Consider the following 21815-nt stretch of genomic DNA (forward strand, 5'->3'; position numbering starts at 1 on the left):
TCGTCAGGCCGGCAGCGGAAAGCCGCGATCGAACGTCGGACGCACGTCGAGCGGCTGGCGCAGCAAACCGGCCTTCAGGTAGAAGTCGGCCGTGCGCTGCTGCTCGGCGATCACGGCCGCGTCGATCGGCTGCCAGTGCGTGCGGCGTCGTTCGAACTGCAGCTTCGCGGCCGGCTGAGGGATGCCGATGATGCGCGCGAGCGTCGCCGAGAACGTATCGGCATGCCGGTACGACCAGGCCTGCGCGCGCACGACGCGCTGCAGGAAATCGCGCAGCACGTCGCGTTTCGCGGCGAGCGCGGTATCGGTCGCCGCGACGTAGCTGAGCCCCGACCACAGGCCGCGCCCGTCGACGAGCACGCGCGCACGGCCGCTCGTTTCCGCGAGCGCCGTGTACGGTTCCCACGTCGCCCACGCGTCGATCGAGCCGCTCGCGAGCGCGAGCATCGTGTCGGCGGGCGGCAGGAAGCGGAACGACACGTCGTCCGGCGCGAGCCCCGCCGCGTCGAGCGCCTTCAGCGTGACGAAATGGCCGATCGAGCCGCGCGTCGTGCCGACGCGCTTGCCTTTCAGGTCGGCGGCGGTCTTCAGCGGTGCGTCCGGCCGCACGACGACGGCGGTGCCGTATGGATCGGAGCGGTTCGCGCCGATCACCTTGATCCGCGCGCCCGATGCAAGCGCAAAGATCACCGGCGCGTCGCCGATCGGCCCGCAATCCACCGCGCCCGCGTTCAACGCTTCGGCGAGCGGCGCGGCGGCCGGGAACTCGGTCCACGCGACGTCGTAGGTGAGTTCGCTCAGTTCGCCCGCCGCTTCGAGCAGCGCGCGCAGCCCGCCTTTCTGGTCGCCGGCACGCAGCAGCGGGCGTGCGCCGGATTGCGCGCGCAGGGTGAGCGGGGCGGCAGCGAGCGTCGCGCAGGCGGCGGCTTGGGTCAGGAAATGGCGTCGGGTCGGGTTCATCGTGGGGCTCGGTCAGTCAGGAAAGCGTTCGGTCGCAGCGGCGGAGCGCTCGTCAATGCGGCAGGCCGGCCTGCACGTCGCGCACCGGATCGGCGTCGAGCCGCAGCAGCAGCGCGGTCAGCGGATCGCGGTCCGCACCCGGTGCGGCGGCGGAACGCGCGGGATCGGACGCGCCGCACAGCAGGTCGGCATCCGACCAGCCGGCGCTGCCGGGCTTTGCCCGCGCGCGCAGCCAGCCGTGGCGGTCGGCGAGGAATTGCGTGCCGCCGAGCGCATCGGGCGGCGTTCCCGCGATCGTCGCGAAAGCCAGCCACGCTCCGGGCGTCGCGGCGACGCAATCCGCCCGCCCGGCGACGGCCGGGACGGCGGCCGGCTCTTGCGCGACCAAGAGCGTCTGCCAGCGCGCGTCCTCGGCCGGCGGCGGCGCGCCGCGCGTGAGCGCGACGACCCGCACGCGCTGGCCTTCGCGCCAGCGTTCGAGCGGCAGCGTCGCGGGCTGCCCGCCGCAGCGCACGTCGAGCGCGGGCAGCGCGACGGGCACCGGCCATGCGCCGTCCGCCTGCGCGCCGCTGCCCGCGGCGAGCGCCTTCAGGTAGTCGAGCACAGCCCACGTGTCGCGCGGGCCGAGCGCCGCGCCGAAGCCGGGCATCGATTCGGCGCCGTGCGCATCGCGCATCCCGTGCCGCACGCGCCAGGCCAGCTCGCCGTCGAGGCGGCGCGCCAGCAGCGTGCCGGCGAACGTCGGCGGCCAGTGCGCGAGCGACGCGGCGAGCGGCCCTTCGCCGCGTCCGTCGGCGCCGTGGCACGCCGCGCAATGACGGTCGTACAGCCGCGCGCCGTGCACCACGCTCGCCACCGAGAACGGCGCGGGATTGCGCTGGAAACTGGTCGGCGCGGCCGGCGCGAGCCACAGCGCGGCGCTCGGCCACGGCGCGCACCATGCGGCGAGCAGCGCCGCGCCGAATGCAACGATGCGATGCCTGCGCGAAGCGAGCGCGATGAGCGCGAGCACTGCCGCGAGCGTCATCAACCCGAACGCGATCGCGAGCTGCCGCGTCAGGCCCGCATCGATGCGCAGCGTCTCGATCGCGATCCGCCGCGTCCATGGCCACGCGGCCTGGCCGTCCGCATCGGCGGTCAGGCCGATGGCGTGCAGCAGTCGCGCGAGCGTCCATTGCAGCCGATACAGCGCCTGCAGGAACGCGAGCGACCACTCGGGGAACGGCGGCGCGCTCATCGGCGGCGCGCTCCGGGCAACGCGACGCCGCGCATCTACCAGCTCGCATCGAGGCCGAGATGGCGCAGCGCGTCGTGCCGCAGCGCGGCGAGGCGCGGGTCGCCGCGATGGCGCGGATACGGCAGGTCGACGCGCAGTTCCGCGACGATCCGCGCGGGCCGCGGGCCGAACACGATCACGCGCTGCGCGAGGAACAGCGCTTCCTCGACGTCGTGCGTGACGAGCAGCGCGGAGAAGCGCTCGCGCCGCCACAGCGCGGTCAGCTCGGCCTGCATCGTCAGCCGCGTCAGCGAATCGAGCTTGCCGAGCGGCTCGTCGAGGATCAGCAGGCGCGGATCGTTGACGAGCGCGCGGGCAAGCGCGACGCGCTGCGCCATCCCGCCCGACAACTGATGCGGGAACACGTTCGCGAAGTCCTGCAGCCCGACGCGCGCGAGCGCATCGTCGACGCGATGCTGCGCGGTGCGCTGCACGCCGCGCGCCTCGAGGCCGAGCGCAACGTTCGCGCGCACGCGTCGCCACGGATAGAGCGTCGGGTCCTGGAACACGACGATGCGCGACGGGTCGGGCCGCTTGATCGGCACGCCATCCTGCGCGATGGTGCCGTGCCGCGCGGCGTCGAGGCCCGCGACGAGCCGCAGCAGCGTCGATTTCCCGCAGCCGCTCGGGCCGAGCAGCGCGACGAATTCGCCGGCGGCGACCGACAGCGTGACGTCGTCGAGCACCGGCAGCGCGCCGCCCGCAGTGTCGAACGCATGGCTCACGCGGCGCACGTCGATGCGCGCGCCGCGCGGCGCTTCGGCGGCTGGCGCCGACGAAGCGGAGACGGGGGAGTCGAGCGCGACGCTTACCATTTGACGGTTCCTTTCTGCCATGCGAGCGTGCGGTCGCGCACCGCGAACAGCAGCGCGATCAGGCCGGAGAACAGCAGCGCCATCACGAGCAGCGCCGCATACATGTTCACGTACGACGCCCAGCCCTGCGCCCAGCTCAGGTACCAGCCGAGCCCGGACTTGACGCCCATCATCTCGGCGACGACGAGCACCGTGAACGACGCGCTCAGGCCCATGAAGATGCCGACGAACACGTGCGGCAACGCGGCGGGAATCGCGACGCGCAGCACGAGGAAGCGCGCGTTCGCGCCGAGCGTGCGGGCTACGTCGTAGTACTGCTTGTCGACGCTCGCGACGCCGGACCAGGTGAGCACCGCGACCGGGAAGCCGGTCGACAGCGCGATCAGGAACGTTGCGGCCGAGTAGCTCGACGGAAAGAAGTAGAACGTGAGCGGCAGCAGCGCGGTGGCCGGCACCGGCCCGAGCACGCGCAGCAGCGGATGCACCCAGTAGCCGACCCGGCGCGACCAGCCGATCGACACGCCGAGCGCGAACCCGGCCGCGACGCCGTATGCGAACCCGACGCCGAGCAGCTTCAGCGTGTTGCCGGCGCTGCCGGCGAGGCGCGGCCAGTCGTCGGCATAGACCTCGATCAGCGCCTGCGGCGGCGCGAAGAACGGCGTCGGGAGCCAGCCGGTCTTCGCGGTGGCGATTTCCCACGCGGCGAGCGCGAGCGGCGCGGCGACGAGCCATGGGCCGGCCGGACGCACCCGCGCGAGCGGCGCGCGCAGCGCGGCCACGCGCGGGGCCAGCGTCGCGAGCGCGAGCAGGAGCGCGGCGATCGCCCACGCGGCCGTGCCGAAGGTGTCGGTGTACGCCCAGTCGCTGAAGCCGACGATGCGGTTCGGCCACAGCCGCGTCACCGCGCCGAGCGCGCCCCACGCGAGCGCCGCGGCGATGCCGGTCGGCCAGATCCGCGCGCGGCGGGCGTCGGCCGCCCGGGTGGCTTCGCACGTGGTGCAGGCGATGCGTGGTGCCGTCGTGGCGATGCCGGCGCCAGCGCCGGACGGTTCCGGCAAGGTGCCCGGCGCGCCGGCCGGCGCCGGTGCGGCGCGCACCGTGGAAACGTGTTCGAGCGTCGACATCGCGTCACCCCAGCACGTTCGCATAGACCTGCTGCGCGAAGCGCTGCGGGTCGGTGCTCTTCTTGATCACGCCGATCCGGCGGAAGTCGTCCGCGTAGAACGCGATTTCCTGCTGCAGGTCGACGCTGGTCGGATGGTGCGTGTAGGTCAGCGTCGCGTACAGCTTGCGCAGGTCTTCCGGATTGATCTTCGGCGAATACTTCGCGAACGCCTTCGCGGCTTCGTTCGGGTTGTCGTGCGTGTACTCGGTGGCCTGCACGATCGAGCGCGCGAGCGCGGCGGCCGCCGGCCGGTCGTTGCGCACCAGGTCGCCGCGCGCGCCGATCACGCAGCACACCTTGCGCGCGTATTCGCCGGACAGGTTCGTCGCGAGTTCCGTGTACGCGCCGTTGCTGCGCTTTTCGAGCAGGTACAGATTCGGGTCGCCGTCGGCGATCGCCTGGATCTCGCCCTTGTCGACCGCGACGCCGAGCAGGTCGGCCGGATATTGCCGCCACGTGATGTCGCGCTCGGGATCGATGCCGTTCTTCGCGAGCAGGATCGAGAAGAAGTGCTTGCCCGGCGCGGCGAGATCGCTGACGCCGACCGTCTTGCCCTTCAGCGCCTGCAGCGTCGTGACGCCGGCCGTCTTCGAGCCGAGCAGCCGCACGCAGCCGCCGTGCGAGCTGCCGATGATCTTCACGTCGAAGCCGGCTTCGAGCGGCTTCAGCCAGCGGTGGATCATCCCGACCGCCGCATCGGCCTTGCCGGTCGCGATCGATTCGAGCAGCTGGTCGGTCGATCCGCTGTAGTTGATCAGGTCGACCTTCAGCCCGTTCTTCTCGAAGAAGCCGTTTTCCTGCGCGACGACGATCGGTGTCAGGCAGAACGCGTTCTGGTTCCACGCGAACGTGAGCTTCTTCAGCGGCGGCGCGGACCACGCGTTGCGGCCGAGCGTGATCGCCGGCACGGCGAGCGCGGCGGCGCCGGCCGCGCGCAGCAGCCGGCGGCGTGTGTCGTCATGGGCGCCGGTCGGCGCGGGTGCGGTGGTTTCGGTCATCGTGTGGTCTCCGGTGTTCCGGTCGTGCGGCGGGGCGCTCAGTCGAGCAGGTCGGGTTCGTCGGCGACGACGCGCGCGAACAGGCTGTCGAACGCATGCAGCGCGCCTTCCGGGCCGCCGATCTGGCCGTGCGTGCGTTGCGCGGTCGCGTGATCGATCGGTTGCGGCGTGCCGGCCGCTTCGGCCAGCAGCTGCGTGTGCGCGGCGTTGTCGAGTGCGATGTACCACCACGCGGCCGCCTCGACGGTCGGGCCGGCCGTCAGGATCCCGTGGTTCTTCAGGATCACGCCCTTGTGCGTGCTGCCGTCGGGCTTCGCGAGCGCGTCGGCGATCCGTGCGCCTTCGCTCGTATCGACGACCATGCCCGTGAAGTCGTCGAACAGCGCGTGGTCCTCGTAGAACACGCATGCGTCCTGCGTCAGCGGATCGAGCGGGCGGCCGAGCGTCGACCACGCCTTGCCGTAGGTCGAATGCGTGTGCGCGGCCGCGACGATGTGCGGATGCGCATCGTGAATCGCCGCATGGATTGCGAACGCGGCCTTGTTCAGCGGCCGGTTGCCGATCGCGGTCTCGCCGCGCGCGTTGACGAGCAGCAGGTCCGACACCTTGATCTGCGAGAAATGCACGCCGAGCGGATTCACCCAGAAGTGATCGGGCAGTTCGGGATCGCGCGCGGTGATGTGGCCGGCAAGGCCCGACGCGAAGCCGTAGCGCGCGAACAGCCGGAACGCGGCCGCGAGCCGCTCCTGCCGGTGGCGGCGTTCGGCGGCGACGTCGATGCGCGGTGCGGGCGGATCGAACCAGAAGTGCTGGCGCGGCGTATCGGCGAGCACGAGGCCCGACGCGGTGCGCGCGGGCGACGAAGAGGACAGGACGGCGGACATGGGGCGTGGCTCCGTTTGCGTCAGGCTGCGCGGCGCGCGGCGTCGCGTGCCGCGACGCCGCTGCGCACGCGCGGAATCAGTTCGCGGCCGTAGTCGATCGCGTCTTCGAGCGGATCGAAGCCGCGGATCAGGAACGTCGTCACGCCGAGGTCGTAGTAGTCGAGCAGCGCGTCGGCCACTTGCTCGGGCGTGCCGACCAGCGCGGTCGAATTCGACCGCGCGCCGGTGAGCTTCGCGATCTCGGTCCACAGCCGCTTGTCGACGCGCGCGCCGCGTTCGGCAGCGGCGAGCAGGCGCCGCGCGCCTTCGCTCTGCTGCGGGCCGCCGGCGCCGAGGCCGGCCGCTTCGCGCAGCCGGCGCGTTTCGTCGAGGATCCGGTACGCGCGTGCCCACGCTTCGTCTTCGGTCGCCGCGAGGATCGGCCGGAACGACACGGAGAAGCGCACCTGCCGGCCGTGCTTCGCGGCTTCGGCGCGCACGCGCGTGGTCAGGTCGCGCACCTGGTCGAGCGATTCGCCCCATAGCGCGTAGACGTCCGCGTGCTTGCCGGCCACCTGGAGCGCCGCTTTCGATGCGCCGCCGAAGTAGATCGGCACGTGCGGCTGCTGGAACGGCTTCACTTCCGAGAAGCCCTGCTTGAAGCGGTAATGCGCGCCGTCGTGATCGAACGGCTGCGCTTCGGTCCAGATGCGCCGCAGGATGCCGAGGTATTCGTCGGTGCGTGCGTAGCGCGCATCGTGGTCGAGGAAGTCGCCGTCGCGCTGCTGTTCGCTGTCCGAGCCGCCGGAGATGAAATGCACGGCGAGCCGGCCGCGGCTGAACTGGTCGAGCGTCGCGATCTGCCGCGCGGCGAGCGTCGGCGCGGTGAAACCCGGCCGATGCGCGAGCATGAAGTGGATGCGCTCGGTCGCGGCGGCCGCGAACGCGATCGTCAGCGTCGCGGACGGGCCCGTCGAGTGGTGCGGGACGAGGATCCGGTCGAAGCCGGCCGTTTCGTGTGCGCGGGCGAAGTCGCGCACATAGTCGGGGTCGACGACGGGGCCGGCGGGCGGATGGATTTCCGACTGCTTCTGGCACTGGATCATGCCGATGAATTCGACGCTCATCTGGGTCTCCGATGCAAGGACGGCCCGGCGCGGCCAGCGACGGCCGGCCGGGGCGGGGATGCAGCGCAGATTACCGCCGGGATCATGCGGAACGGAAATAATCAATCCCGAATTGAATATCAGATTTGCATGGTTTGGGCGCGCCGGCGGTGCGCATACGCTGTGGGCTCGCGACCGAATGAATCGGAAGGATGCGGCTGCGTGCAGGGCGTGCTTTGCGCCCCTGCGCCGAAATGGAGGAAACGGATCGGTACGCGATTCGAGGTTCGTGTCCCGTTCCATATATGGATGTGTTGGAGCGCGTTTCCAATCCACGCACGCGCATCCATGGCCATCGCCGCCGGCTCGACGAGCCGCCTTATCCGCCGATCGAGCGCCGCGCCGACGTTCTACCCAGTCATCCAGTCACCGAGGGAACCCGTACCGATGTCCGCCAGCCTTGCTGCTTCCTCGCCGCAGCCCCCACAGTCGTCGCTGCGCCACCTGCCTGCCGACGACGCGCGCGTCGCCGCGCTGCTCGAGCGTCTCGCGCCCGAACTCGCGGCCGACGCGGCCCGCAACGACGTCGACGGCCGCTTCCCGCACGAGAACTTCGCGCGGCTGCATCGCGCCGGGCTGATCGCGCAGGTCGTGCCGCGCGAGCATGGCGGCGCGGGCGCGACGCTCGCCCAGGCGAGCCGGATCGTGGCCGCCGTCGCGCGCGCCGATCCCGTGACCGCGCTGGTGCTGACGATGACGTATCTGCAGCATCGCGCGCTTGGCCGCGCGGACAACCGCTGGCCGGAGCCGGTGCGACGCGCGGTGTTCCGCAGTGCGGTCGAGGAGGGCGCGCTGATCAATGCGCTGCGCGTCGAGCCGGCGCTCGGCTCGCCGTCGCGCGGCGGCCTGCCGGACACGATTGCACGCCGCGACGGCGACGGCTGGCGGCTGTCCGGCCACAAGCTGTACAGCACCGGCATTCCGGCGCTGCGCTGGCTGGCCGTGTGGGCGCGCACCGACGAGCCGGAGCCGCGCGTCGGCGTGTTCGTCGTGCGGCGCGAGCGCGATGCGGACGGAAATACGGCGGACGACGCGCGCATCCGCGTGATCGAAAGCTGGAATCATCTTGGCCTGCGCGCATCGGGCAGCCACGAGGTCGTGTTCGACGACGTGTGGTTGCCTGCCGACCACGCGGTGGACGTGCGCGCGCCCGATGCGTGGGCCGTGTCGGCCGCGAGCCATGCGGATGCCGACGCGCAGGCCGACCAGCACGCGTGGATGGTCGCGCTGCTCGGCAGTCTTTACGATGCGGTGGCGCGTGCGTCGCGCGACTGGCTGCTCGAGTTCGCGACGACGCGTGCGCCGAGCGGGCTCGGTGCGCCGCTCGCGACGCTGCCGCGCGTGCAGGAAGCGGTCGGCGAGATCGAAGGGTGGCTGCATGCGAACCGCGTGCTGCTCGACGATCACGTCGCGCGCACCGATGCGGGCGACGCGCCGGCGGTGACGACGAGCGGCCTCGTCAAGCGAACCGTGACGGAGCAGGCGATCCGCGCCGTCGAGCATGCGTTGAAGCTGTCGGGCAATCACGGGCTGAGCCGCCACAATCCGCTGGAACGTCACTACCGCGACGTGCTGTGCAGCCGCGTGCATACGCCGCAGGACGACGCGATCGCGGTCGCCGCCGGACGCGCGGCACTCGACGCGGCAGCGGCGGCACGAAGCACCCCCGCGAACGCCGCCGAACAAGCGCAAGCGGATGCGACGTCACGCACCGCGCCGGCGCAAACCGCGACCACGAACAACGCGGACGCGGACACGAGCCGGACGTCGCACGCTGCACGTGGATCCGGTCGAGACGATGCGTGAGCGGCGCGGCGTGGGTGTCGATGCCAACGGCGCGACGCCGTTCACGCGGCGCCCGTCCGGATCAGGCAGCCTCGTCGTGCACGCCGGCATCCGCCGGCAGCGCGAACGCGGTACGCGCATGCGCGGCGACGGCCGCGAGCGGCGCCGCGAAGCGCGCGGCATCCTGCCGATGCAGCAGCCACAGATCGATTTGCGGCTTGAAGTCGGCGAGCGGCACGATGTCGAGCGCGTCGCGCAGCGGGCTGCCTTCGAGCAGCGGCAGCGGCATCAGTCCGATGCCGAACCCGTTCGCGACGCTCTGCAATTGCAGGTCGCGGCCATGGGTATCGAGCGTGACGGGCATCGGCAGCCCCTGCGCGTCGAGCGCGCGGCGCAGGCCCGCGCGAAAGCCGCAGCCGTCCGGATTGAGCACCCAGCCGCGCGCGTGGCAGTCGGCCAGCCGGTAGCTGCGGCGCGGCCAGTCGCCCTTGCGGCCGACCGCGACGAGCCGTGTGGCCAGCAGTCGCACGCCTTCGACCTGCGGCGGCAGCACCATCTCGCGGGCGAGGAACACGAGGGCCGCGTCGAGATCGCGGCGCGCGACGCGTTCGACGAGCACGCCGCCCCACGCGGTCGTGACCTGCGTCGCGAGCGCCGGCCACTGCGCGGCGAGCTGTGCGATCAGGCCGGGCAGCATCGGTTCTCCGAGCCCTTGCGTGAGGCCGATGCGGAATTCGCCTTCGGGCGGCCGCTGGCCGGCCGTCAGCTCGCGCAGCGCATCGACTTCGCGCAGGATCGCGCGGCACTGTTCGAACACCTGCCGGCCGATGTCGGTCGGCCGCGGCGGCTTCGTGTTGCGGTCGAGCAGCGTCACGCCGAGCGCTTCCTCGAGATTCTGCACGCGGCGCGTGATCGCGGGCTGCGTCATCCCGAGCTCGGCCGCGGCCTGGCTCAGGCTCTGGCAGCGGACGACCGCTGCAAAAGCATCGATATCGCTAATTTTCATGTTTGTTCTGCATGGTATTTCGGGTGCATCATGACGATCCATCATATTCGGCATCATATTCGAGGAGACAGCCGATGAGTACGCTTTCGTTGCAGCAGACGCCGCTGCGTCCGTTCGTCGACGGCCTCGGCGCGTTGCTTTCGTCCGGCGCCAACGAGGCGCGCATCCTCGACGAGGGCGGGGCGCTGCTCGCGGCGCTCGTCGCGCGCGACGACTGGCTGCCCGACGCGTTCGCGCAGCCCGATCCCGAGCGCTACCGGCAGTACCTGCTGCATCTCGATCCCGACGAGCGGTTTTCCGTCGTCAGCTTCGTGTGGGGGCCGGGCCAGACGACGCCGATCCACAACCACACGGTGTGGGGGCTGATCGGCATGTTGCGCGGCGGCGAGTTTTCGCAGCCGTACCGGTTCGACGCGGCCGGCAAGCCGGTGCCGGCCGGCGACGCGGTGCGGCTGCACCCGGGCGAGGTCGAGGCCGTGTCGCCGCGCATCGGCGACGTCCATCGTGTGACCAATGCGTTCGCCGACCAGGTGTCGATCAGCATTCACGTGTACGGCGCGAACATCGGCAAGGTCGAGCGGGCGGTATTCCTCGACGACGGCACCGTGAAACCGTTCGTGTCAGGCTATTCGAACGCATGATCGACCGCGCGACCCGACCGCGTATCGCGCGCGGCGCTCGCGCGTCGTTGCCGGTGCCGGCCCGCAGGCCTCGAGATCGACCCGTTTGCTTCCTTCAACGACTTCAACAGAATCCGACAGAGACATCGTGACGCAACCCGCTGATTCCATTTCCCGTTTCCCCGTCGCGTCGTACCAGGACGTGCGCGCGCGCCTGCTGGCCCGCGACGAAATCGCGCTGATCGACGTGCGCGAGGAAGATCCGTACGCGCAGGGTCATCCGCTGTGGGCCGCCAACTTCCCGTTGTCGAAGCTCGAACTCGACGCGTGGACGCGCATCCCGCGCCGCGACACGCCGATCGTCGTGTTCGGCGAAGCCGGCGGCGAGGATCTCGCGCCGCGCGCCGCCGACAAGCTCGCGCAGCTCGGCTATACCGACGTGCGGGTGCTCGACGGCGGGCTCGCGGGCTGGCGCGCCGCGGGCGGCGAGCTGTTCATCGACGTGAACGTGCCGAGCAAGTCGTTCGGCGAATGGGTCGAGGCCGAGCGCCATACGCCGTCGCTGTCCGCGCAGGAAGTGCAGGCGCTGATCGACACGAAGGCCGACGTGGTGATCGTCGACGCACGCCGTTTCGACGAATATCAGACGATGAACATCCCGACGTCGACGAGCGTTCCGGGCGCGGAACTCGTGCTGCGTGTGCGCGCGCTCGCGCCGGATCCGGCCACGCAGGTCGTGGTGAATTGCGCGGGCCGCACGCGCAGCATCATCGGCACGCAGTCGCTGATCAACGCGGGGCTGCCGAACCCGGTCGCCGCGCTGCGCAACGGCACGATCGGCTGGACGCTTGCCGGCCAGACGCTCGAGCGCGGTGCCGCAAGACGTTTTCCGGTCGATATCGAACCCGCGCAGCGCGACGAGGCGCGCCGCGCCGCACGCGCGGTGGCCGAGCGCGCGGGCGTGCCGCGCATCGCGCTGGCGGACGTCGCCACGCTCGACGAGCCGGGCCGCACGCTGTACCGCTTCGACGTGCGCACGCCGGAGGAATACGAGGCCGGCCATCTGCCGGGTTTCCTGAGCACGCCGGGCGGCCAGCTCGTGCAGGAGACCGACCATCACGCGGCCGTGCGCGGCGCGCGGATCGTGCTCGCGGACGACGACGGCGTGCGTGCGGACATGACCGCGTCGTGGCTCGCGCAGATGGGCTGGGACGTGCGCGTGGTCGAGCCGGCCGGCGCGGCCGCATTCACCGAGCGCGGCCAGCCGCCGCGCGACGTGCCGCCGACGCCGCAGGTGGCCGAGGTGTCGCCCGCGACGCTCGCGGGCTGGTTGCGGGAAGCCGCGGCGGGCGAGATCGCGATCGTCGACGTGACGGCCAGCGCGAACTACGTGAAGCGCCATATCCCGGGCGCGTGGTTCGCCGTGCGTGCGCAGCTGCGCGACGCGCTCGCGGCGATCCCGCCGGCGCAGCGCTACGTGTTCACGTGCGGCTCGAGCCTGCTCGCGCGCTTCGCCGCGGACGACGCGCGTGCGCTGCTGCCGGATTCGGCCGCGATCTCGGTGCTGACGGGCGGCACGGCCGCGTGGATCGACGCCGGGTCGCCGCTCGAGCACGGCGACACGCATCTGGCGTCGCCGCGTATCGACCGCTACCGCCGGCCGTACGAAGGCACCGACAATGCGGCCGCCGCGATGCAGGCGTATCTCGACTGGGAATACGGGCTGGTCGACCAGTTGAAGCGCGACGGCACGCACCACTTCCGCGTGATCTGACGAGAAGCCGAGCGCGCCGCGACGTGCGCGGCGCGCTTGCCGCACGTTCGGCGCGTCAGTGCTTGAACGTATCGACGGCCGTGCGGCCCACGGCCGGATCATCGGTGAAGAAGCCGTCGATCCCCGCGCGCAGGTACGCGTGGATCTCGCGCACCGAGCCGGCGGTATTGCGCGTGGCCGGCGTGCCGCCGTCCTTCAGCGACGCGGGCAGGAAGTTGTTCTCCGGCCGGAACGTGTACGACGGCCGGATCTGCGGAATGCGCTCGCGTGCGCGCAGTGTCTTGAGTTCGGCGAGCGTGAAGTCTTCGGTGAACCAGCCGGTCAGCTGCGTGCCGTCGATCGTCTTGGTCGCCTTGCGGCTCGCGAACTGCGGCAGCGTCGCCACGTTGGTCGTGCCGGAGATCTCGTTCTCGTGGCGCGCGACCAGCACGCCGTCGCGGGTCGCGACGAGGTCGGGTTCGATCACGTCGGCGCCGTCCTCGATCGCCTTGCGGTACGACGCGAGCGTGTGCTCGGGCCGCAGCGCGCTCGCGCCGCGATGGCCGACCACCTGGACCTTCGCCGCGATCGGCCGCGTGGGATCGGTCGCCGTGACGTCGTCGCCGCCGCAGGCGGCAAGCAGGAGGGCGGCGGCACAGGCGAACGGGATGCAGCGCAGGGCGCGCGGACGCGTGATGAGCATGTCGGTGAACCTTCGAACGGAAAGTCGGTGAAAGGGCGGTCGACCCGGCGGCGCGCTCGGGGATGCCAGCTGCACGCGATCGAACGGGACGCGATCGTCGCACTCGAGCATTACATATGTATTACGTGTGTCTTTCCGTTTCGTTTCGACGCACAAGCGTACGGGTCGGGCCGCCAGGCTCGGCGGTGCACGGGCACGATCGGGCCCGTCTCCGGGAGCCGGTGCGGCGGATGCACTAAACTTGCGGGACTTTTGCATCGCCGCGCCGGGCCGACGTCCGCCCGCGCGCGGCGATGCGGCGACTCGCGGGCCGGCGCGGGCGCCCGGCGCCCATGAGCGCCCGGGCCCCGCGCCGGCCGATTTTTACCGACCCATGACGACTCATATCGATTCCGCGTACCTGCTCGGCGACCTGCTGAAGAACGTTTCCCGCTCCTTCTACCTGACGCTGCGCGTGCTGCCCGACGGCATGCGCGATCCGGTCGGCCTGGCCTACCTGCTCGCGCGCGCGGCCGACACGATCGCCGACACGGCGCTCGTCGCGCCCGATCGCCGCGCGGCGCTGCTGACCGACCTGCGCGACGAGATCGAGCGGCTCGGCGACGGTGCGGCGCTGTCGCGCGCGCTGGAGGACGTCACGCGGATGCAGACCGACTCACACGAGCACGTGCTGCTCGCGTCGATGGAACCGATGCTCGCGCTGCTGCGCGCGCAGCCGGAAGCGGACCGCGCGTCGATCCGCAAGGTCGTCGCGACGCTGACGTCGGGGATGGAATTCGACCTGCGCACGTTCCCGGACGAACAGTCGGGGCAGGTCGCGTCGCTGCCGACCCGCGACATGCTCGATCGCTACACGTATCTGGTTGCCGGCTGCGTCGGCGAGTTCTGGACCGACATGACCGGTGCGCATACGCGGGCCGCGCGCGGCTGGGACCTCGCCGACATGCGCGACAAGGGGATCCGCTTCGGCAAGGCGCTGCAGATGACCAACATCCTGCGCGACTGCGCGAAGGATCTGCGGATCGGCCGCTGCTACCTGCCGGACGACGTACTGGCTGCGCACCGGGTCAGCGTCGCCGAGCTGATGTCGGCGGACGCGTCGGCGCGCGCGCGCGGCGTGCTGGTCGACCTGCTGCGCGTGGCGCTCGATCAATATCGCGACGCGTGCCGGTACACGCTCGCGATTCCGCGCCGTTTCGTGCGGCTGCGGCTCGCGTGCCTGTGGCCGATCATCATCGGCCTGGAGACGCTCGAGCTGCTGGCGGGCCACGACACATGGCTCGATCCGGCCCGGCCGGCGAAGGTGCCGCGCAAGCGGGTCTACCGGATCATGGCGTCGTCGCTCGCGCTCGTCGGCTCGAACGCGGCGATCCGCGCGCGGCTGGACGCACTGGTCGACGCAGTGAATGTGCGGATCGCGCAACCGGCCGTGCGCTGAGTCGTGCCGAACGATGCCGGTGCGGCAGGCCCGGCTTCGCCGCTTGCCCTTCGGCCCGCGTTCGCGGGCCATTTCCGTCCGATTCCCGCCACAGGCACTGAAACGTTTTCACGATTTCGTTTCCCGAAACGTGGGTGTCATGAATGTCGGCGATCCTGCGCGGCGGCGCGAACCGCGGCACCGGTCGCAGTCACCCATTTGTAAGAGGGTTCGTGCCGAAGGCGTCTGACGACATCAGGCGGTCGCGATGCACCAGTAAAAATGTAAAGCTAGGGTTTTCACCGGGAAATGCCGGAGACGCCCGCCGCGTAAGCGTTTTCAGGTGTCTTGTAACCGTTTGGTGAACCCGTGCGTTGCGTCGATCATACGATGACCGACTGCGCATATTGGGAAACGGTTGGTAATCCGTCAGAATCGCACCGGCATGTACTCGCACATGTGTCAGTCATAAAACCACACCAGAAAAGAAATCATTCTTTGAGGACGGAGAATCAATGAAAAAGCGCGTCGCTTTCGCCATGACGGCAGTCGGCCTCGCAGCCGCTACCGCCGCCCACGCCCAGAGCAGCGTGACCCTGTACGGTATCGTCGACAACGCCATCGCGTGGCAGAACAACTCGTCGGCAACCGGCGCGACTACCGGCGGCCACTCGAAGGTGCAGATGGCCACCGGCATTTGGGCAGGCAGCCGCTTCGGCCTGAAGGGCAGCGAAGATCTCGGCGGCGGCACGAAGGCGATTTTCCAGCTGGAAGCCGGCTTCAACGCGAATAACGGCTCGTCGCAGTGGACCAACGGCATCTTCACGCGCCAGGCATGGGTCGGCCTGACCAACCAGACGTACGGTACGCTGACGGCCGGCCGCCAGTACACCGCGTACTACACGCTGCTGTCGCCGTACAGCCCGACGACCTGGCTGACCGGTTACTACGGCGCGCACCCGGGCGATATCGATTCGCTGGATACGAGCTACCGCGCGAACAACTCGCTGGTCTACATGTCGCCGAAGTTCTACGGCTTCACGGTCGGCGGTTCGTACTCGTTCGGCGGCGTCGCAGGCGCGACGAACCGCGGCTCGACGTGGAGCGCGGCGATCCAGTACCTGAACGGCCCGGCAGGCATCGCGGTGGGCTACCAGCGCATCAACAACGCGACGCTCGGCGGCGGTGTGTGGGGCGCGAACTCGACCGCGCAGAACGGTCTGGACACGAGCGGCAACGGTGCGGAACAGGCCGTGTCGTCGATCAACAACGGCTACAAGACGGCGCAGTCGCAGCAGCGCGTCGCGGTGACGGCCGGTTACCAGTTCACGCCGTCGTGGGACATTTCGGCGTCGTACTCGAACGTCCAGTACATCCCGGGCGTGGGCTCGTCGTTCCGCAACACGGCGATCTTCAACACGGCTGGCGCAGTGCTGCACTGGAAGGCATCGGCTCAGTGGGACTTCGCGGCAGGCTACTCGTACACGCGTGCGACCGAGTCGAACGGCATCTCGAGCTCGGCCAAGTACCATCAGGTCACGCTGTCGCAGTACTACAGCCTGTCGAAGCGCACGGGCCTGTACGCAGTTGAGGCGTACCAGCACGCGAGCGGCAACACGCTCAACGGCGCGTCGGTCATCTCGGCGACCACGTCGATCGGTGATGGCGTCGGCGCAGGTTCGAAGCAGAACCAGATCGCCGCAGGCGTCGGCCTGATCCACCGCTTCTGATTCCGCGCGGCGCGTGAGCGCCGCATCGGAACGCAGTACACGAAACCGGCCTTCGGGCCGGTTTTTTTGCGCTTGTCGTTTTGTGCTGATTGCAACGTCACTGCGCAGACGCGTCCGTCGTCCAGCTCCCGCCCAATGCCTGGAACAGCGCCGCCGTATCGGCGAGCCGGTCCGCCTGCGCGCGCGTCCGGTCGAGCGCGGTCTGCAGCGCCTGCCGCTGCGCGTCGATCAGCCCGAATTCACTGAGCCCGCCCGCCGCATAGCGCGCGGCGGATATCGTGTTGCTCGCGTCGGCCTCGCGTGCCGCGTCGTCGCGCGACTGGAGCGCGGCCGCATCCTGTTCGACCGCGCGCATCGCGTCGGCCACCTGCTGCAACGCCTGCAGCACGGTCTGCCGATAGCTCGCGAACGCGGCATCGTACGCCGCCTCGGCCGCGCGTTTCTTCGCGTGCAGTTCGCCGCCGTGAAAGAGCGGCTGCGTGAGGTTCAGTCCAAGGTTCCAGACGTTCAGGCCGTTGATGATGTCCGCGACGCGCGTGCGTTCGGAGCCGATGCCCGCCGACAACGCGAATCGCGGATACAGGTTCGCGGTCGCCACGCCGACGTCCGCGCTCGCCTGGTGCAGCAGCGCCTCGGCCGCGCGGATGTCGGGCCGTTCGCGCGCGAGCGTCGACGGCAGCGTGACCGGCAGCGTGCCGGGCAGGTTCAGCGCATCGAGCGGCACGTCGGGCAGGTCCGCGTCCGCGGGTGGCACGCCGAGCAGGATCGCGAGCCGGTGCTCCGACTGCGCGAGCTGCGCGGCGAGCGGCGGCAGCGCGGCCTGGGTCTGCGCAAGCAGCGTGCGCTGCGCATGCACATCGGCGCGCGCGACGCCGCCGGCCGCGTGGCGCGCTTCGACGATGCGCAACTGGCGCGTCTGCGCGTCGACGAGGCGCCGGGTCAGCGTGATCTGCTGCACGAGCGACGCGCGCCGGATCACCGTCGAGACGACGTTGCCGGCGAGCATCAGGCGCGCCGCGTCAAGTTCGTACGACTGATAGTCGACCTGCGCGAGCAATGCCTCGAGCGCGCGCCGGTTGCCGCCGAATACGTCGAGCACGTACGACACGCTGACCGACGCGTCGTACAGCGCGAACGGCCCCGGAGCCGGCACGTTGGCCGGCAGGCCGAACGCGGCGATGTCGACTTTCTCGCGCGTCGCGGACAGCTTCGCGTCGACGCTCGGCAGCATCGTCGCGCCGGCCTCGGCGACGTAGTTCTGCCGTGCTTCGGCCAGCCGCGCCCGCGCTTCGTCGAGCGTTGGACTGTGCTGCCATGCGGTGTCGACGAGCCGGTTCAACGGCTCGGAGCCGAACAACGTCCACCAGCGCTGCGGCGCATGCGCGGCGGTGGCGAACGTCTGTGCGGCGCCGCCCGCACCGTTTGCGGACACGGTCGTCACGGGGGGCTCGCCGCGCGTGTAGCGCTGCGTCGCCGGCGCGGCCGGCGTGCGGAAATCCGGGCCGACCGCGCAACCGGCCGCGAGCGTCACGATGACGACGGTGGCGGCGCGGGCAGCGGCGCGGGCAGAGGCACATGCAACGGCACCTGCCGCAGCGCAGGCAGCGATACGATGGCGGAACGACGGAACGGCTGGCATCGCGTGGCTCCTAGTCGAGCGTGCGCCGGTAGAAGCGCAGCGCGATGGCCATCACGACCACGGTGAACACGGCGACCGGCCACACCGACGGCCACAGGTCAACCCACCCGTTACCCTTGAGCAGGATCCCGCGTACGAGCCGGTTGAAGTAGGTGAGCGGCAGCAGGTTGCCGATGAACTGCGCCCATTTCGGCATGCCGGCGAACGGAAACATGAAGCCGGACAGCAGGATGTTCGGCAGGAAATAGAACACCGCGAGCTGCATCGCCTGCAGCTGGTTCTGCGCGAGCGACGACAGCGTGATGCCGACCGTCAGGTTCGCCGCGATGAACAGCAGCGCCGACAGGTAGATCGCGAACACACCGCCGACGAACGGCACGTCGAACACGACGCGCGCGGCCACGAGGATGATCGACACCTGGATCAGCCCGATGAACACGTACGGCACGATCTTGCCGGTCATCACCTCGATCGGCAGCACGGGCGTCGCGAGCAGGTTCTCCATCGTCCCGCGCTCGCGCTCGCGCGTGATCGCGAGGCCCGTCATCATCACCATCGTCATCGTCAGGATCACGCCCATCAGGCCCGGCACGACGTTGTACTGCGTGATGCCCTCGGGGTTGTAGAGCCGGTGCAGGCGCACGTCGAACGCGGCGGGGCGGCCGATCAGGTACGCGAGCGGGCCGGTCAGGTCCTTGTCCGCGACCGGCTGCACGAGGCCCGGCAGCGCGCCGATCGCCGATGCGGTCGCGACCGGGTCGGTCGCATCGGCCTCGACGAGCAGCGCGGGCCGCTCGCCGCGCAAGAGGCGCCGCGAGAAGTCGGCGGGCACGGTCAGCACGAACTGCACGTCGCCGCGCGCGAGCGCGTGCCGGCCGGCCGCCTCGTCGGGCAGCGTTTCGACGATGTCGAAGTACGCGGAGTTGCGCATCGCGGCGATGAAGCTGCGCGTGAACGGGCTCGCGTCCGCGACGATCACCGCGGTCGGCAGATGCTTCGGGTCCGTGTTGATCGCGAAGCCGAACAGCGTGAGCTGGATGATCGGCACGCCGACGATCATCGCGAACGTCACGCGGTCGCGGCGCAGCTGCAGGAATTCCTTCAGCACGATGCTCCACCAGCGCGCGAACGAGAACGACGAGCGGAACCAGGACGGCGTGCTCATGATGGCGCGCCTCCGTTGCGCTTGTCCGCATCGCTCATCATGAAGATGAACACGTCCTCGAGCCCGGTGGCGATCGGCTCGACCTGCAGCGACGCATCGGCGGCGGCCTGCGCGACCGTCGCCTCGAGCGCGCGGTGGTCGCGGCCGCTCACGTGCAGCGCGGAACCGAACACGACCGTCTGGTCGACGCCCGGCATCGTGCGCAGCCGCACGGACAGCTCGGTCAGGCGATCGCCGGTGATCGCCCAGGTCGCGAGCTTCTGCGACGCGACGATCTCCGCCGACGTGCCTTGCGCGAGCAGTTCGCCGTACGCGATATACGCGAGCTTGTGGCAGCGCTCGGCCTCGTCCATGTAGTGCGTGCTGACGAGCACCGAGATGCCTTGCGCGGCGAGCCGGTGCAATTCCTCCCAGAAATCGCGGCGCGCGGCCGGATCGACGCCGGCGGTCGGCTCGTCGAGCAGCAGCAGTTCCGGGCCGTGCAGCATGCACGCGGCGAGCGCGAGGCGCTGTTTCCAGCCGCCCGATAGCGCGCCCGTCAGCTGGTCCGCGCGGCTCGCGAGGCCGAGCGTGTCAAGCGCGCGCGTGACGGCGGCCTTGCGGTCGGCCATCCCGTACACGCGCGCGACGAAGTCGAGATTCTCGCGTATCGACAGATCCTCCCAGTACGAGAAGCGCTGCGTCATGTAGCCGACGTGGCGCTTGATCTGCGCGCTGTCGCGCAGGATGTCGTAGCCGAGGCAGGTGCCGCTGCCGGAATCGGGCGTGAGCAGCCCGCACATCATCCGGATCGACGTCGTCTTGCCGCTGCCGTTCGGCCCGAGGAAGCCGAAGATCTCGCCGCGCGCGACGCGCAGCGACACGTCCTTGACGACATGCTTGTCGCCGAAGCGCTTGTTCAGCCGGTCGACGTCGATCGCATACGGGGCGGGCGGCGTGTTCATTGCAGCCTCACGGCGACGGGCTGGCCCGGATGCAGCTTCGGCGCGTCGGCGACAGCCGGCCGCGCCTCGATCATGAACACGAGCTTCGTGCGGCTCTCGTTGCTGTAGATCACGGGCGGCGTGTATTCGGCCTCGCTCGACACGTAGGCGATGCGCGCGGTCACGTCGGCCGCGCAGCCGTCGCAATGGATCGCGACCGCGCGGCCCGGCGCGAGCGTCGCGACGACGGTCTCCGGCACGAAGAAGCGCACCTTCACGTTCTGCGGCGGCAGCATCTGCACGACCGGGTTGCCGGCCTGCACCCATTCGCCGATCCGGTACAGCGTGTCGTAGACGAGCCCGGCCGCGGGCGTCGCGACGCGCGTCTGGTCGAGCTTCCACTGCGCTTCGGCAACAGCCGCCTGCGCGGCGTCGACCTGCGCGGCTTGCGCGGCGATCTGCTGCGAACGGCCGGGCAGGCGCGCGACATCGACCTGGCTTCGCAGTTCGCGCACCTGCGCGGCGGTCGTCTGCGCGGATGCGCGCGAGTCGTCGAGCTGCTGCTTCGAGATGCCGCCGGCCGCGTATTGCTGCTGGTCGCGCGCGAGCTGGTCGGCGGCCTTGCCGGCTTGCGCGACCGCCTGCGCGAGCTGCGCCTGCGCGACGTTCACTTCGGGCGGACGCTTGCCGGTCCGCAGGTCGCCGAGCTGCGCCTGCGCGGCCGCGAGCTGATGCTGCGCCTGCTGCAGTGCGGCGGTCTCGTTGACGGCTTCGAGCGCGAACACGGGCGCGTTCGCGGCGACCGTCTGGCCGCGCTGCACGGCGAGTTGCGTCAGCGTGCCCGCTTGCGACGACGACAGATAGACGAACTCGCCTTCGACATAGCCCTGGTAAGTCGCCTGGTCGCTGGTGCGCTGCCCGCAGCCGGCGGCCAGCGTGGCAATCGCGGCACAGGCGGCGAGCGCGAACGCCGCGGCGCGGGCCGGTTTCACGATCGGCTCCGGGGCACACGCGCGCGGCGGGTCGGCGCAGCGGCGGGCGGCTGCATGCCGAAGCCGAGCAGCGCGCGGACGTGCTTCTGCAGCACGTCGCGATCGATCGGCGGCATTCCGCGCGCGCTTTGCCACAGCTTCGCGGTTGCGAGCGGCAGCATCACGAGCGCGATGATCGAATGGAACAGGAACGCGGGTTCGAGCGCGGGGTTCACGATGCCGGCCTGCTGCGCGTGCCGGATGCGTTCGGCGAAGCGTCCGACGTGTTCGAGCGGGATGCGCTCGACCATCCGTTCGCGCAGCAGGCCGCCTTCGTTGACGATCTCGCGCAGCCACAGCGACGGCAGCCACGGCATCCGCGCGGTGACGTCGAAGAAGCGGTCGACGAGTTCCGCGACGAGCGCGAACGGATCGTGCTCGGCCACCGGTTCGGTCGGCCGCCAGACGAACGCAATCACCTGCATCAGCCGTTCTTCGACGATCGCGTCGAGCAACTGCTCGCGGTTCGTGAAGTAGTAATGGACCATCGCCGACGTGACGCCCGCGGCGTCGGCGATCTGCGCGACGGTCGTCGCAGCGATGCCGCGCTCGGCGAACAGCGCGGTCGCGATGTCGAGCATGTGGTTGCGCAGGTCGAAATCGTCGACCGATGGGCGGCGCCCGCGCGGCCTGGCGATCGTGGATTTCGCGTTCATGCAGACCACGCTAATTGATGAGTTAGTTAATTTCAAGGAAGGGTTTTCGTCGGAATTGACGGGCGTCAGGCGGAGCGTGAAGCGGGGCGCGGGGATGGGCCGTTGGGGGCGGAGCAGCGCGGAAAGCGGAGGTGGGGGAATGAA

At 70.4% G+C, this 21815-nt stretch carries 19 protein-coding genes; 5 read left to right on the plus strand and 14 right to left on the minus strand.

Annotated elements, in window-relative coordinates:
- Window positions 1–3: 3 nt before the first annotated feature.
- The 7 genes from DID96_RS00270 to DID96_RS00300 are packed head-to-tail and all read right to left on the minus strand — an operon-like array spanning window position 4 to window position 7204.
- Window positions 4–960: an ABC transporter substrate-binding protein gene (locus tag DID96_RS00270; protein WP_124597273.1), complete on the minus strand. Its 957-nt coding sequence runs from the start codon at window positions 958–960 to the stop codon at window positions 4–6.
- A gap of 52 nt (window positions 961–1012) precedes the next feature.
- Window positions 1013–2197, minus strand: coding sequence for a c-type cytochrome (locus DID96_RS00275; protein WP_124597274.1), 1185 nt, complete (start codon window positions 2195–2197; stop codon window positions 1013–1015).
- A 35-nt stretch (window positions 2198–2232) separates the two neighbouring features.
- Window positions 2233–3051: an ABC transporter ATP-binding protein gene (locus tag DID96_RS00280; protein WP_124597275.1), complete on the minus strand. Its 819-nt coding sequence runs from the start codon at window positions 3049–3051 to the stop codon at window positions 2233–2235.
- A complete protein-coding gene (locus tag DID96_RS00285; RefSeq protein ID WP_124597276.1) occupies window positions 3045–4175 on the minus strand; it encodes an ABC transporter permease in 1131 nt (376 codons plus the stop codon). Before DID96_RS00285 ends, DID96_RS00280 begins: the two co-directional genes overlap by 7 nt.
- 4 nt (window positions 4176–4179) lie before the next feature.
- The gene (locus DID96_RS00290; protein ID WP_124597277.1) at window positions 4180–5214 is read right to left on the minus strand and encodes an ABC transporter substrate-binding protein; all 1035 of its coding nucleotides are present in this window, start codon (window positions 5212–5214) and stop codon (window positions 4180–4182) included.
- 38 nt (window positions 5215–5252) lie between these two features.
- Window positions 5253–6098: a class II aldolase/adducin family protein gene (locus DID96_RS00295; protein WP_124597278.1), complete on the minus strand. Its 846-nt coding sequence runs from the start codon at window positions 6096–6098 to the stop codon at window positions 5253–5255.
- Between the two features lie 20 nt (window positions 6099–6118).
- The gene (locus DID96_RS00300) at window positions 6119–7204 is read right to left on the minus strand and encodes an LLM class flavin-dependent oxidoreductase (protein WP_124597279.1); all 1086 of its coding nucleotides are present in this window, start codon (window positions 7202–7204) and stop codon (window positions 6119–6121) included.
- A 426-nt stretch (window positions 7205–7630) separates the two neighbouring features.
- Between DID96_RS00300 and DID96_RS00305 the strand changes: the two genes are divergently transcribed.
- Window positions 7631–9049, plus strand: a complete 1419-nt coding sequence (locus DID96_RS00305; protein WP_124597280.1) for an acyl-CoA dehydrogenase family protein — start codon at window positions 7631–7633, stop codon at window positions 9047–9049.
- Window positions 9050–9110: 61 nt separating this feature from the next.
- Here DID96_RS00305 and DID96_RS00310 read toward each other — a convergent pair whose 3' ends face one another.
- Complete coding sequence (locus DID96_RS00310; protein ID WP_124597281.1) at window positions 9111–10034, minus strand: LysR family transcriptional regulator; 924 nt, start codon at window positions 10032–10034, stop codon at window positions 9111–9113.
- A gap of 74 nt (window positions 10035–10108) precedes the next feature.
- On the opposite strand from DID96_RS00310, the gene DID96_RS00315 reads away from it, so the two are divergent.
- Window positions 10109–10675 (plus strand): cysteine dioxygenase, encoded by a 567-nt coding sequence (locus DID96_RS00315; protein WP_124597282.1) that lies wholly within the window; start codon window positions 10109–10111, stop codon window positions 10673–10675.
- 127 nt (window positions 10676–10802) lie between these two features.
- Entirely contained in the window at window positions 10803–12428 is a 1626-nt protein-coding gene (locus tag DID96_RS00320) for a rhodanese-related sulfurtransferase (protein ID WP_124597283.1), read from the plus strand.
- A gap of 55 nt (window positions 12429–12483) precedes the next feature.
- Here DID96_RS00320 and DID96_RS00325 read toward each other — a convergent pair whose 3' ends face one another.
- Window positions 12484–13110: a glycerophosphodiester phosphodiesterase family protein gene (locus DID96_RS00325; RefSeq protein ID WP_124597284.1), complete on the minus strand. Its 627-nt coding sequence runs from the start codon at window positions 13108–13110 to the stop codon at window positions 12484–12486.
- A 373-nt stretch (window positions 13111–13483) separates the two neighbouring features.
- Here DID96_RS00325 and DID96_RS00330 point away from each other — a divergent pair, with 373 nt between their 5' ends.
- Both DID96_RS00330 and DID96_RS00340 read left to right on the plus strand, forming a co-directional pair.
- Complete coding sequence (locus DID96_RS00330; protein WP_124597285.1) at window positions 13484–14548, plus strand: phytoene/squalene synthase family protein; 1065 nt, start codon at window positions 13484–13486, stop codon at window positions 14546–14548.
- Between the two features lie 494 nt (window positions 14549–15042).
- On the plus strand, window positions 15043–16257 hold the full coding sequence (locus tag DID96_RS00340; protein ID WP_124597287.1) for a porin: 1215 nt from the start codon (window positions 15043–15045) through the stop codon (window positions 16255–16257).
- Window positions 16258–16354: 97 nt separating this feature from the next.
- On the opposite strand, the gene DID96_RS00345 is transcribed toward DID96_RS00340, so the two are convergent.
- From DID96_RS00345 to DID96_RS00365, 5 genes are read right to left on the minus strand one after another with little or no spacing between them, the layout of a single operon-like run.
- Window positions 16355–17896: an efflux transporter outer membrane subunit gene (locus DID96_RS00345; protein ID WP_124597288.1), complete on the minus strand. Its 1542-nt coding sequence runs from the start codon at window positions 17894–17896 to the stop codon at window positions 16355–16357.
- A gap of 10 nt (window positions 17897–17906) precedes the next feature.
- The gene (locus DID96_RS00350; RefSeq protein WP_124597289.1) at window positions 17907–19061 is read right to left on the minus strand and encodes an ABC transporter permease; all 1155 of its coding nucleotides are present in this window, start codon (window positions 19059–19061) and stop codon (window positions 17907–17909) included.
- Window positions 19058–20005, minus strand: coding sequence for an ABC transporter ATP-binding protein (locus DID96_RS00355; RefSeq protein WP_124597290.1), 948 nt, complete (start codon window positions 20003–20005; stop codon window positions 19058–19060). Before DID96_RS00355 ends, DID96_RS00350 begins: the two co-directional genes overlap by 4 nt.
- Complete coding sequence (locus tag DID96_RS00360; protein WP_124597291.1) at window positions 20002–20976, minus strand: HlyD family secretion protein; 975 nt, start codon at window positions 20974–20976, stop codon at window positions 20002–20004. Before DID96_RS00360 ends, DID96_RS00355 begins: the two co-directional genes overlap by 4 nt.
- The gene (locus DID96_RS00365; RefSeq protein ID WP_124597292.1) at window positions 20973–21671 is read right to left on the minus strand and encodes a TetR/AcrR family transcriptional regulator; all 699 of its coding nucleotides are present in this window, start codon (window positions 21669–21671) and stop codon (window positions 20973–20975) included. The genes DID96_RS00360 and DID96_RS00365 overlap by 4 nt, the downstream gene beginning before the upstream one ends.
- Between the last annotated feature and the right edge of the window lie 144 nt (window positions 21672–21815).

The sequence above is a fragment of the Burkholderia sp. Bp8963 genome (assembly GCF_003854275.1).
GTDB lineage: Bacteria > Pseudomonadota > Gammaproteobacteria > Burkholderiales > Burkholderiaceae > Burkholderia.